The organism is Endozoicomonas sp. ALD068 (assembly GCF_049310145.1).
GTDB lineage: Bacteria > Pseudomonadota > Gammaproteobacteria > Pseudomonadales > Endozoicomonadaceae > Endozoicomonas_A.
Genome location: NZ_JBLYNU010000004.1, coordinates 2,101,873 through 2,113,947 on the forward strand (window position 1 = coordinate 2,101,873; position 12,075 = coordinate 2,113,947).

12 protein-coding genes are annotated in these 12,075 nt (G+C 47.6%); all 12 read right to left on the reverse strand.

The window, feature by feature from the left end; translation table 11 throughout:
• Position 1: 1 nt before the first annotated feature.
• The gene (rpoS, locus tag ACO6V5_RS07520; RefSeq protein WP_422133650.1) at positions 2 to 1,033 is read right to left on the reverse strand and encodes an RNA polymerase sigma factor RpoS; all 1,032 of its coding nucleotides are present in this window, start codon (positions 1,031 to 1,033) and stop codon (positions 2 to 4) included.
• A 100-nt stretch (positions 1,034 to 1,133) separates the two neighbouring features.
• Positions 1,134 to 1,919, reverse strand: coding sequence for a peptidoglycan DD-metalloendopeptidase family protein (locus ACO6V5_RS07525; RefSeq protein WP_422133649.1), 786 nt, complete (start codon positions 1,917 to 1,919; stop codon positions 1,134 to 1,136).
• A gap of 331 nt (positions 1,920 to 2,250) precedes the next feature.
• Complete coding sequence (locus ACO6V5_RS07530) at positions 2,251 to 3,186, reverse strand: DUF368 domain-containing protein (RefSeq protein ID WP_422133648.1); 936 nt, start codon at positions 3,184 to 3,186, stop codon at positions 2,251 to 2,253.
• Positions 3,187 to 3,289: 103 nt separating this feature from the next.
• The gene (locus ACO6V5_RS07535; RefSeq protein ID WP_422133647.1) at positions 3,290 to 3,958 is read right to left on the reverse strand and encodes a protein-L-isoaspartate(D-aspartate) O-methyltransferase; all 669 of its coding nucleotides are present in this window, start codon (positions 3,956 to 3,958) and stop codon (positions 3,290 to 3,292) included.
• 1 nt (position 3,959) lies between these two features.
• Positions 3,960 to 4,703 carry a 5'/3'-nucleotidase SurE gene (gene surE / locus ACO6V5_RS07540; RefSeq protein WP_422133646.1) on the reverse strand — a complete coding sequence of 248 codons (744 nt, stop codon included), beginning with the start codon at positions 4,701 to 4,703 and terminating at the stop codon, positions 3,960 to 3,962.
• Positions 4,684 to 5,742 carry a tRNA pseudouridine(13) synthase TruD gene (gene truD / locus ACO6V5_RS07545; protein ID WP_422137908.1) on the reverse strand — a complete coding sequence of 353 codons (1,059 nt, stop codon included), beginning with the start codon at positions 5,740 to 5,742 and terminating at the stop codon, positions 4,684 to 4,686. The genes surE and truD overlap by 20 nt, the downstream gene beginning before the upstream one ends.
• 34 nt (positions 5,743 to 5,776) lie before the next feature.
• Positions 5,777 to 6,277 (reverse strand): 2-C-methyl-D-erythritol 2,4-cyclodiphosphate synthase, encoded by a 501-nt coding sequence (gene ispF / locus ACO6V5_RS07550; RefSeq protein ID WP_422409556.1) that lies wholly within the window; start codon positions 6,275 to 6,277, stop codon positions 5,777 to 5,779.
• Positions 6,277 to 7,008, reverse strand: a complete 732-nt coding sequence (ispD, locus tag ACO6V5_RS07555; protein WP_422133644.1) for a 2-C-methyl-D-erythritol 4-phosphate cytidylyltransferase — start codon at positions 7,006 to 7,008, stop codon at positions 6,277 to 6,279. Before ispD ends, ispF begins: the two co-directional genes overlap by 1 nt.
• A gap of 185 nt (positions 7,009 to 7,193) precedes the next feature.
• Positions 7,194 to 7,466, reverse strand: coding sequence for a septum formation initiator family protein (locus ACO6V5_RS07560; RefSeq protein ID WP_422133643.1), 273 nt, complete (start codon positions 7,464 to 7,466; stop codon positions 7,194 to 7,196).
• A gap of 183 nt (positions 7,467 to 7,649) precedes the next feature.
• Positions 7,650 to 8,942, reverse strand: coding sequence for a phosphopyruvate hydratase (gene eno, locus ACO6V5_RS07565; protein WP_422409546.1), 1,293 nt, complete (start codon positions 8,940 to 8,942; stop codon positions 7,650 to 7,652).
• A 536-nt stretch (positions 8,943 to 9,478) separates the two neighbouring features.
• Entirely contained in the window at positions 9,479 to 10,333 is an 855-nt protein-coding gene (kdsA, locus tag ACO6V5_RS07570) for a 3-deoxy-8-phosphooctulonate synthase (RefSeq protein WP_422133641.1), read from the reverse strand.
• Positions 10,334 to 10,341: 8 nt separating this feature from the next.
• Positions 10,342 to 11,973 carry a CTP synthase gene (locus ACO6V5_RS07575; protein ID WP_422133640.1) on the reverse strand — a complete coding sequence of 544 codons (1,632 nt, stop codon included), beginning with the start codon at positions 11,971 to 11,973 and terminating at the stop codon, positions 10,342 to 10,344.
• Between the last annotated feature and the right edge of the window lie 102 nt (positions 11,974 to 12,075).

Genomic DNA, 12,075 nt, shown 5'->3' on the forward strand with positions numbered 1-12,075 from the left:
ATCAGCTAAAAAGAGACTCCCCGGACAACCCCTGTTTCTCAAGGATCGAGCGCAATCGCTTAAGAGCCTCAACCTGTATTTGCCTGACTCGCTCTCTTGTCAAACCAATTTCCTTACCCACTTCTTCAAGGGTACTGGTTTCGTAGCCCCTTAAACCAAACCTTCTGGCCACCACTTCACGCTGCTTTTCAGAAAGCTCTCCCAGCCACTTGTCCAAACTGTCATTAAGATCAAGATCCTGAAGCAATTCCGCTGGATCAGACTCCTTCTCATCAGAGATGGTATCAAGGATGGACTTATCAGAATCCGGACCCAATGGGGTATCAACAGAAGTGACACGCTCATTAAGCCCCAGCATCCTTTTAACGTCATCGACTGGTTTATCCAGCAGTTGCGCAATTTCTTCCGGGGTAGGATCATGGTCCAGCTTTTGAGTCAGCTCTCGAGCCGCCCTGAGGTAAACATTGAGTTCCTTGACCACATGAATAGGCAGACGAATGGTGCGCGTCTGATTCATGATGGCCCGCTCAATTGTCTGACGAATCCACCAGGTGGCGTATGTTGAAAAACGGAACCCACGCTCAGGATCGAATTTTTCAACCGCCCTGATGAGACCCAGATTTCCTTCTTCAATAAGATCCAGTAGTGTCAGTCCACGATTCACATACCGCCTTGAGATCTTCACAACCAGGCGCAAGTTACTTTCAATCATACGACGCCTGCCCGCTTCAACACCTCGACGGGCAAGACGCGCATAATGCACCTCTTCCTCTGGTGTTAGCAGAGGTGAAAAGCCTATCTCGTTGAGGTAGAGCTGAGTGGCATCAATGGATTTATAGAAACCGTCATCATCACGACGGGCCCTACTGTAATCTGACGCGCTCGGTGTAAGTGTCTGCTGTGCAGGCTCTTTCTCTTCAACTTCTTCATTTTGATTGAGATCAGAGTCCAACACGTTATCAATTTCACTCTTTCCCTGGGTAAAATCCTCAGCAAAATTATTTTGCTCTGAGTCTTCCCTCTTTGCTGCCATAAGAGTCAGTCCTATCCGAAAGCCCCACTGTCTGTCGAACAACCAACTGAGAGTTGAGTCGACACCCGTGAGATCCCTCTACCGACACCGCAGAATGAAATCAGCGTACAGGCAGGAATCGCATCGGGTCGACCGGTTTGCCATTATGCCGAATTTCAAAATGCAGCTTAGGCTCTGTCGTTCCTGTAGAACCTATTTCGGCTATCTTCTGGCCTGCTTTAACTGAGTCTCCTTCACGCACAAGCAACTCCTTATTGTGAGCGTAAGCGCTCAGATAGCTGTTGTTATGTTTCATAATGATCAGCTTGCCATAGCCAGCGAGCTCACTACCCGCGTAAACCACCTCACCAGCGGCAGCTGCACTTACAGGCTCTCCCAATTTGCCTCTGATATCAATCCCTTTATTCAGCCCATTGCCGTTGTGGTATCCCTGTACCACTTTTCCATTGGCCGGCCAGCGCCAACTTGAAATATTGGATGATCGTTCTACTTTCACAGGCATTTTTACTGTTGTTTTTTTAACCGCAGCAGACTTGGATGAAATGGTTGTGCTCTTTATTACAGGACCTGGAGAGTGAGATACATAGCTCGAGGAAGTCAAATTGATATGTTGGCCCGGAAAGATCGTGTAAGGTGAACGTATTCCATTGACAGCAGCTAACTCTTTGTAATCTCTACTATAAAGCCAAGCTATTGAAAAAAGAGTTTCGCCGCCACGGACAATATGACTACCACTAACTACTTTGGGGGGTAACCTGAGCTCTTTAACCTGAACTGAGGAAGGGTCATGAGAACACCCTGACAGTAACAGAGTCAATACTATCCAACCGAATATTCTTGAGCAAACACTCAAATTAATTTCTTGCCCAAGACGATCACCTGTCATTGACTCTGCTCCATACTCAGCCTCCGAGGCACGTCCCACAATATAATAAATTAGGATATATTTAAATTTTCTTAATCTAAAAAAATATATCAAAAAAAGTGATAACGCCTATATCTCAGCGCAGTTTACCTACAAAGGATCATCAGTACCGAAACATTCTTTTCATATCAGCCACCTTCCAGACTGTCTGTCAGGAATGTATTTAGTTAGTGAGACCAGGACACCAACACACAATTCTGCAAAGAATCTTTAGAACAGCCGGGAGCAGCAACCAACCCTTGACAACTATTAAGAATTAATTGCTCACTTATGCAGCAAGAGAGCCCAATAGTTAATTTTCAGTAAAACGATTACTGAATTTCTCAAGCAGAACAACCAGCAAAATACCTGAGAACATTAAAGTAATGGATGGCAACAGGTAAGCCGACTGACCAGAAAGCGCTTCATACGTCCAGGGAGAAATATTTCTTTCCAGGAAGGGAACTTCCTGCCCCGAACTGTTTATTCTCGTTTCCAGGGTTTCTTTCCACGGCCATACTTTTCCCAAGGCACCGAGCATCAGCCCTGTCAGATAAGACAGAGTCAGATCACGATGCTGCTTTAACAACCAGGAGAGGATATGAGAAAATGTCAGCAACCCGACAATGCATCCAGATCCAAAAATCACCAGCAACAGAATATCCAGATCTTTCACGGCAGCCAAAACAGCAGGGTATAATCCCATCAATAACAGGATAAAACTGCCAGAAATGCCCGGCAAAATCATCGCAGAAATAGCAATGCAACCAGCAAAGAACAACATCAGATAAGAAGGAGTCAGAGATGTAGGCGTCAGCGTCCCGATAAAATAGGAGACACCACAGCCAAGCATAAGAAGTATCATAGAAGCGACAGTCCAATGCTTTATCTGTTTTAGCATATGAATCCCTGAAATCAATATCAGACCAAAGAGGAAAGACCATATGAGTTCCGGGTAACTTTCCAGCAGGTACGTAATAAGATGCGAAAAACTCACTATACTAATCAACACACCGCCAAACAGCAGAACCAGAAAACTCCCATCTATATGCTTCCAGCATTCAGCAACCCCTCCGGATTTGAGCTTGACCAGCAAACCGGGATTGATACTCTTCAAAGCATTTAACAGACGATCATAGACACCAGTGATAAAAGCAATAGTACCTCCTGAAACCCCGGGAACAACATCGGCAGCCCCCATCGCCACCCCCTTGAGCAGAATACCCAGACTTTCTTTCATCTTTGACATAATCCAACCTGTCTTATTCTGTAATGCATAAATCAGCAAGAGACCCGTTTATCTTTTAAGAGCGACCCGACTGGTTTTCATTCTTGAGATACAAAGGAGTGTATTACTTCTGAATCCCATCCAGTAATGGCACAAACCGCACAGCTTCAAGCATTTCTTTCTTGAAGGTATCTCCCTGACGGGTGATCCGCAATAAATCCTGAACACTGCGACCTCCAACAGGAACGATGAGACGACCATTATCTTCGGACAACTGCTGTAATAGCTCTTCAGGTATCTGATCCGGGGCAGCTGTCACAATGATTCCATCAAAGGGGCTCATGACTGACCAACCCATACCACCGTCGCTAAGTTTAAACTGAGCATTGTGAATAGAAAGTGCTTTAAGCAATTTCTTCGCTCGTTCATGGAGGGGTTTGATACGCTCAACGGAGTATATTTTTTTTACCAGCGGCGATAGGACCGCTGTCTGGTAACCAGAACCCGTGCCTATTTCAAGTACTCTGTTGAGTGGACCTGCTGCCATGAGAGCCTCTGTCATTCTGGCCACAATATACGGCTGCGACAGTGTCTGCCCGAAACCAATAGGCAAGGCAGTATCTTCATAAGCTCTGTGGGATAGCGCTTCGTCCACAAACAGATGTCTCGGTGTATGTCGAATGACCTCCAGAACCTCGACAGAGTCAATCCCCTGATCTGAAAGTCGATGGATAAGACGCTCCCGGGTTCTCCGGGAGGTCATTCCTATACCATGAATATCAACCTCTTTCATATCATCTGCCCAGCCATTCACTGAGCGCAGAGAGCGTTGCATGATGAGTCTGGTCGTACTGAAGGGGTGTTACTGAGACTAAACCTTCAGCAATTGCATGGAAATCAGTACCCTCACCCGCGTCCTGTTCTTTACCAACAGGAGCAATCCAATAGACATGCTTTCCCCTGGGGTCCAATACTTTAACAGGTTTTTCAGGCCTTTCCCTGTGCCCCAAACGAGTCACTGCCAGCCCCTGGAGCTTTTCATAAGGCCTATCGGGCACATTAACATTTAAAATGGTTCTTTCTGGCAGAGATAATTGCTCAAGTCTGGGGATCAATTCTCTGACCACCCTTCCTGCTGTGATGAAGCCTTGTTCACTTTTGCCACAGGCAGACACAGCAATGGCAGGTAAGCCCATGAAACGACCTTCCATAGCAGCACCTACTGTCCCTGAATAAAGAACATCATCACCCAGGTTGGGGCCATGATTGATGCCTGAAACAACAATATCCGGCTCTTGTTCCAACAGCGCATTGACCGCCAAATGAACGCAATCAGCCGGAGTTCCATCAACACTGTTGAAACCATTGGAATGCTCAGTCACCCTCAGGGGACGACCCAGGGTCAATGAACTGCTCAAGCCCGAACTGTTCCTATCAGGAGCAAAGACAATTCTCTCACCCAGGCCATCGAGCGAACTGTACAGGGTGGATAACCCAGTAGCTAAAACACCATCATCGTTACTGAGCAGTATTCTCACCGAAACATCCTTCTATACATTCTAAAGCTTCCCTCAATACTGCTGTTGCAAAACAGCCTTTTGGAAGAGAAAATTGAAGTTGAACACAATCATCTGATAACCATTTCCAGCTCATAGCTGCAGGTATCAGACGGATGGCCCTTCTCTCCTGCTTTATACCTGCCTGCTCCAAACCTTCACACAACAACAGGTTGCGTGCAGAAATCTCTTCTTCCATCTTTCTGCAATCCGATCCTGAAAGCAACTCCCCTCGACCCCAGAGAGGCGCGGTCAATGAGACTTCTCCCGATTCAATTCTTGTCATCAGGTCCTGGTCATGGTCCCGCAGAATTAAACTACCACTGTCCTGAAAACCGGGTACATCTCCTTCAAGGTAGCGGGTCCAGTTGTGCTGACTGACACGCTCAGAAACGACCTGATTAAATATCCAGGAACGTGCTGCAGACAAATACATTGCGCGTTTGTTTCTGTGAGCCTTGAAACTGTCGGTAAACATCAGCAATGCCCGATCAACATTAGCGCCCTCATGACCAAAGCGTTGCTCTCCAAAATAGTTGGGCACACCTTGACCGGCGATCAACTTCAAGCGTTCTTCCAGCAGCACCTGCGGCACATTTACATGCCTTAAAGTGATGATAAAGTGATTACCTTTCAATGCTCCGGTCTTGAGCTTTTTACCATGTCGGGTGGCGGCAATTATAAGCAAAGATTCGCTATTCAGCTGCGACCATTCCGGGGAGTCCTGCCCGGGCAGCCAGACACTAAACCACTGACGTGTAACACCATGGCGATCCTTTCGTCCTGCATAGCTGACTGCAGAGCGTTTTACACCAGCGAATCTGGAAAGCCGCCCCGCTACCCAATCGGTATTTTCTCCGGTTTTCTGAACATTGACATAGGCATGCTCCCCTTCACCTTCCGGAAGAAAGGGCAGCTCTTCTTCAACGATGAAATCCTCAGGCAGAGACTTGAAAGCGCACTGCCCCAGTGGACCACCCCAGCAATAAGACCAGGATGGTGTGTAAGAAATTTGATTCATTAAACAATAATCTTTCGGGTATAGCGCAAACGGATCAACAAAAAAGGCCTTTGCTATGAGTCAGAAGCACCACCGCATGAACTGCTATACCTTCTTCTCTCCCGGTATAGCCCAACTTCTCAGTTGTCGTTGCTTTTACATTGACAGCTTCAGTTTCGATCTGAAGATCTCTGGAGATATTTTCTTTCATGGCAGGAATATAAGCAGCCATTTTTGGTGTCTGGGCAACAATAGTGCTGTCGACGTTGACTACCTGGTAGCCATTCTCATGAATCAATGTCACCACATGCTTGAGAAGCTGTCGGCTGTCGATTCCCTTATACCTTGGATCTGTATCCGGAAAATGCTGACCGATATCACCCAGAGCAGCCGCTCCCAGTAATGCATCACAAACGGCATGAAGGAGAACATCGCCATCAGAATGGGCTAAAAGCTTATGGCTGTGTTCAATAGTGACCCCGCCCAACACAATGCTGGCATCAGCCGCCACTTCATCGGAAAAGCGGTGCACATCAAAACCGTGACCAATTCGCATCATACTGTCTCAATCAGTTTATCTTGCTGTTGTATGTAGAGGGCTGCAAGTGTCAAATCAGCGCTACGGGTCACCTTGATATTATCGCTGTGCCCTTCGATCATCAGCGGCTTGAATCCAGCGTATTCAATAGCACTGGCTTCATCCGTGACGGGCATTCCGTCATCCAGCGCTTTTTTGAGTGCATCGTAAAGCAGCTTCATTCGAAACATCTGCGGGGTCAGGGCATGCCAAAGCTCATCCCGATCCACGGTCTCAGTCACTTCGCCAGAAGAAGAAGTGCGCTTCATAGTATCTCTGACAGGCATTCCCAACAAACCGCCGGTGGCGTGGCCAGCTAACTGTTTCACAAGCCACTCCAGATCGGAATGACGAATACAAGGTCTGGCCACATCATGCACCATCACCCAATCCTCGGCATCTGCCAACTCGGACAAAGCCTTCAGCCCATTCAAGACGGAATGGTAACGCTCATCCCCTCCCTGCACCAACATAATTCGCGAATCCCGCAACATCTCAATATTTTTGTAGTACTCATCTTCAGCACCAATCACAACAATCAGTTTCTCCAACACAGAAAAACCCAGCAGACGTTCAAGAGTGTGTTCTATTAAGGTGCGACCATGAATCTCAAGATACTGCTTGGGGATTGTACTCTGCATTCTACGCCCCACTCCAGCGGCAGGAACAATTGCCCAAAAACGGGGCTCAAGAGGGATACTCGTACTCACATTGTCACCTACGAAAGGTCATAAGGAACCTTTTGCAAACAGAATATGTTTCAGTCTGTTATAAATCTGAAACGCCACTTAAATAGCCGATCAGGAACCTGCCCCGATCTATAAAATAGCTGCAATGATGAGCGTTGTGGAATTTTTTGCCCGGTATTGAGCCAGTATTAAAGTAGCTGGAACACTCAGTCATATATCAGATAAAACGTTTCATCTTTCTTGATCATCCCCAAATCAAGACGTGCGTGCTCTTCCAGGGTTTGCAAACCGTTTTGCAGCTCAATAACTTCGGTAGCGAGCAAGCGGTTTCGCCGATACAAGCGCTCGTTTTCCCGCTCCTGCTGCTCAATCTGTTTTTTGATCGCTACCATTTCGGCCACACTTCCCTCTCCCGTCCAGAGTTGAATCTGAAGGACCAACAGTGCCAGAAGAAGTAATGTATGCACCAGCTTTAGCATCTGAATCTCTCATTGTTTCCAGCCATTGAGTCTATCAAAGCCTGTAAAATGTGCCCACGATGAAAACAGAAAAAACTAGAATACCCGAAAAGTGATCATAAAAATAAAAGCAAAGGCTCGTTACACAGAACAAAGGGAGACATTAAAAGCCTCCCTTTATTGACGCGCTAATCAAACAACCTGTCAGGCACGCTTGAATTCAGCGAGACCACGATATGGAGCTTTTGTACCCAGCTCTTCTTCAATACGGAGCAGCTGGTTGTACTTGGAAATACGGTCAGAACGGCACAGAGAACCGGTCTTGATCTGACCTGCAGCAGTTCCCACAGCCAGATCTGCAATAGTAGCGTCTTCTGTTTCACCGGAACGGTGAGAGATCACCGCAGTGTATCCAGCATCTTTTGCCATCTTGATGGCCTCCAGCGTTTCAGTCAGGGAACCGATCTGGTTGAACTTGATCAGGATAGAGTTAGCGATACCTTTCTCAATACCTTCCTTGAGAATCCTGGTATTGGTTACAAACAGGTCATCACCAACAATCTGGATCTTGTCGCCCAGAATTTCAGTCTGATATTTGAAACCGTCCCAATCAGACTCGTCCAGACCATCCTCGATAGAGATAATCGGGTACTCTTCACAAAGATTGGCCAGGTAGTCAGAAAACTCATTGGAAGAGAAAATTTTGCCTTCACCCTTCATATTATATTGGCCGTCAACATAGAATTCTGATGCCGCACAGTCCATCGCCAAAGTAATATCAGTACCCAGCTTGTAGCCAGCTGCTTCAACTGCTTCTTTAATGACAGCCAGCGCGTCAGCATTAGAAGCGAGATTGGGCGCGAAACCACCTTCATCACCTACCGCAGTATTCAAGCCTTTGGCAGACAGAACTTTCTTCAGGGCATGAAATACCTCAGCACCCATGCGCAAACCTTCAGCAAAAGTCCTGGCAGCGACTGGCTGGATCATGAACTCCTGAATATCGACGTTGTTGTCAGCGTGCTCACCACCGTTGAGAATGTTCATCATAGGAACCGGCATGATGAACTGGCCAGAAGTGCCGTTCAGGTCAGCAATATGCTGGTAGAGAGGTATTTTCTTATCTGCAGCAGCGGCTTTTGCTGCGGCCAGGGATACTGCAAGAATGGCATTGGCGCCCAGAACACTCTTGTTCTCGGTACCATCCAGCTCAATCATGGCCGCATCCAGTCCACACTGATCAGTGGCATCACGCCCCAGCAGAGCTTCACGGATAGGTCCATTGATGTTGCCCACAGCCTTCAGGACCCCCTTACCCAGGTAGCGAGATTTGTCTCCATCACGCAGCTCCAGAGCTTCACGGGAACCGGTAGAGGCTCCGGATGGTGCAGCAGCACGCCCCATGGCACCCGATTCCAGAATGACATCGGCTTCTACGGTTGGGTTACCGCGAGAATCCATGATTTCGCGGCCTTTGATTTCAACAATTTTTGCCATAATAGCTTTCTCTCTACACAAATGCCGATAGACGATGAAAAGTACGTTGCTTCACTCTTGTTGCACAGAAAGACAAAAATACTTTTCACAACACCATGTCTATGAAGGGAAATATACCTGACCTGACCGGGCAGTGAGGAATCTTACTGTAGACCGATGAAGTCTGAGATCCAGATCTTCCCAACCCAACCATCTCAGCCCGATTAGATAATAATACTGATTCAATTTTCCAGTGCCATTATCCAATTGGACTGTTTTTAGCTTCCCAGACGCTGCAGTGCGGACACTATACCAACTCCCGGCGGGTTATCAACTATTGCACACAGCAACACCGAAAGCGCAAAGATTAAACTTGAATTCAATGGAAGCCCTTGATATCACAGTGATGAAAAACGGATAACAATGAGCGAATGAAGCTTGATAAAAAAACGAACCCCAGCCTCTTAAAGACAGAACCCTTTGCCGCCATCAAAGAGATTATTTTTGACAAAAAAAACCGCCGGAATTCGGCGGTTTTCTTACATCGAACGGAACACTCAATGGGTATCCAGCTCGGGCATTGACTTAACAAGATCGTCAATAGCCTTCACCTGTACCAGAAAGCCTTCCAACTGAGAGAGACGCAGCGCTGAGGGACCATCACAACGAGCTGCATCCGGATCAGGATGGGCTTCCAGGAAAAGACCTGCCAAACGGGTCGACATACCGGCCAGAGACAGCTCAGTCACCTGATGACGACGACCGCCGGAAGCCGCTCCCATTGGATCTCTGCACTGTAGTGCATGTGTTGCATCAAAAATAACGGGAGACTGGCCACTCACCTCTTTCATGGTACGAAAGCCCAGCATATCAACCACCAGGTTGTCGTAACCATAAGAAGATCCACGTTCACAGAGAATAACCTGCTCATTGCCCGCCTCAGCAAACTTGTCGACAATATTACCCATCTGCGAAGGACTCAGAAACTGAGGCTTCTTGATGTTGATCACAGCACCGGTTTTGGCCATGGCAAACACGAGATCGGTTTGACGCGCCAGAAAAGCTGGCAACTGAATAACATCAACCACTTCAGCTACCGGTTGGCACTGATAAACTTCATGAACATCGGTGATCAACGGCATTCCGAACGTCTCCTTCAGCTCCTGAAAGATCTTCAGACCTTCTTCCATGCCCGGCCCACGATAAGAGTGGATGGAAGAACGGTTCGCCTTGTCAAAGGAAGCCTTGAAAATATAAGGAATACCCAGCTTCTCTGTAACAGCAACATAGTGCTCTGCTATTTTCATAGCCATGTCACGAGACTCGAGCACATTCATGCCACCAAACAGCACGAACGGCTTGTCGTTAGCTACCTGAAGAGAGCCTACAGAGACTGCTTTCTGTTCAGACATACGCGCCCTTAATCCTGTTTAGCCTGATAGTTTAAAGCCGCTTCAATGAATGACTTGAAGAGCGGATGCCCATCCCTCGGCGTAGAAGTAAACTCGGGATGAAACTGGCAGGCCACAAACCAGGGGTGCTCCTTGACTTCTACCATTTCAACCAGAGCATTGTCTTCAGAGCGCCCGGAAATAACCAGACCAGCATCCTGGAGCGTTTCGAGGTAATTGTTATTGACCTCATAACGATGACGGTGCCGCTCAATAATAATGTCTTTAGCGTAAGCAGAGTGAGCCTGTGTACCAGAGATGAGGTTACACTTCTGGGCCCCCAACCTCATAGTTCCCCCCAGATCGGACGCTTCGGTGCGAGTTTCTAAAGCACCATCGGAAGCCAACCACTCAGTAATCAGACCTATCACCGGATGCTCGGAGTTTTGATCAAACTCTGAGCTGTTGGCTCCTTCCAGACCTGCCTTGTTACGAGCGTATTCAATAACAGCGACCTGCATACCCAGACAGATACCCAAATAGGGAATCTTGTTCTCACGAGCATGACGAACCGCCTGAACCTTGCCTTCCACACCGCGATGTCCAAATCCACCAGGCACCAGAATCGCACTGACACCTTCCAGACGACTCAGTCCCTCCTGCTCAAGCAGTTCGGAATCAACATAACGGATATTGATCTTGGTACGGGTTTTCAATCCGGCATGGCGAACTGCTTCAATCAGGGATTTATAAGCATCCAGAAGCTCCATATATTTGCCCACCATGGCAATAGTCACTTCCTTTTGCGGGTGGGTGTCACGATCCACAACATCTGCCCACTCAGACAAATCTGCAGCCGGAGCATCCAAACCAAACTTGTCGACAACAATCTGGTCCAGTCCCTGCTCATGGAGCATCTGGGGAATGCGGTAGATAGTATCTGCATCTTCCAGAGAGATAACCGCACGCTCTTCAACGTTAGTAAACAGGGAGATCTTGCGACGGGCAGAGGCTTCAATAAACTGTTCGCTTCGGCAAACCAGAATGTCTGGCTGAAGACCAATGGATCGTAGCTCTTTAACAGAGTGCTGGGTAGGCTTGGTCTTGGTTTCGCCCGCAGTCTTGATAAAGGGCACCAGGGTCAGGTGCATCAGCAAAGCACGGGAAGAACCCAGCTCAACTTTCAACTGGCGAATCGCTTCCAGGAATGGCTGAGACTCAATGTCACCCACAGTACCACCAATTTCAACCATAGCTATATCTGCGTCACCAGCCCCCTGAACAACGCGACGTTTGATTTCATCGGTAATGTGGGGAATAACCTGAACCGTACCGCCCAGATAATCACCACGACGTTCTTTACGAAGAACGTCCTGATAGACTCGACCCGTGGTAAAGTTGTTGCCCTGCTTCATGGTGGTGCGCACAAAACGCTCATAATGGCCCAGGTCGAGGTCGGTCTCCGCACCATCTTCAGTAACAAACACTTCACCATGTTGGAACGGGCTCATGGTGCCAGGATCAACGTTGATATAAGGATCCAGTTTGAGCATCGTCACCTTAAGACCGCGTGCCTCAAGGATAGCTGCGAGGGAAGCTGAAGCGATGCCTTTGCCCAATGAGGAAACAACACCACCCGTGACGAAAATATAACGCGTCATTGTTATCTGCTGACTCTTAAATGCGGGAAAAAAATGAATACTCAAGATGGGAGATCAGGATACCAAAATCACTGCTAAACGTAAAACACATACTGAGAAAAT

Bases quoted from the DNA above. Each gene is read 5' to 3' on its own strand.
- ACO6V5_RS07530 (WP_422133648.1), bottom strand. From the start codon at position 3,186: ATGTCAAAGATGAAAGAAAGTCTGGGTATTCTGCTCAAGGGGGTGGCG.
- ispF (WP_422409556.1), bottom strand. From the start codon at position 6,277: ATGCGAATTGGTCACGGTTTTGATGTGCACCGCTTTTCCGATGAAGTG.
- ACO6V5_RS07560 (WP_422133643.1), bottom strand. From the start codon at position 7,466: ATGCTAAAGCTGGTGCATACATTACTTCTTCTGGCACTGTTGGTCCTT.
- kdsA (WP_422133641.1), bottom strand. From the start codon at position 10,333: ATGTCTGAACAGAAAGCAGTCTCTGTAGGCTCTCTTCAGGTAGCTAAC.
- truD (WP_422137908.1), bottom strand. From the start codon at position 5,742: ATGAATCAAATTTCTTACACACCATCCTGGTCTTATTGCTGGGGTGGT.
- ACO6V5_RS07535 (WP_422133647.1), bottom strand. From the start codon at position 3,958: ATGAAAGAGGTTGATATTCATGGTATAGGAATGACCTCCCGGAGAACC.
- eno (WP_422409546.1), bottom strand. From the start codon at position 8,942: ATGGCAAAAATTGTTGAAATCAAAGGCCGCGAAATCATGGATTCTCGC.
- ACO6V5_RS07575 (WP_422133640.1), bottom strand. From the start codon at position 11,973: ATGACGCGTTATATTTTCGTCACGGGTGGTGTTGTTTCCTCATTGGGC.
- rpoS (WP_422133650.1), bottom strand. From the start codon at position 1,033: ATGGCAGCAAAGAGGGAAGACTCAGAGCAAAATAATTTTGCTGAGGAT.
- ACO6V5_RS07525 (WP_422133649.1), bottom strand. From the start codon at position 1,919: ATGACAGGTGATCGTCTTGGGCAAGAAATTAATTTGAGTGTTTGCTCA.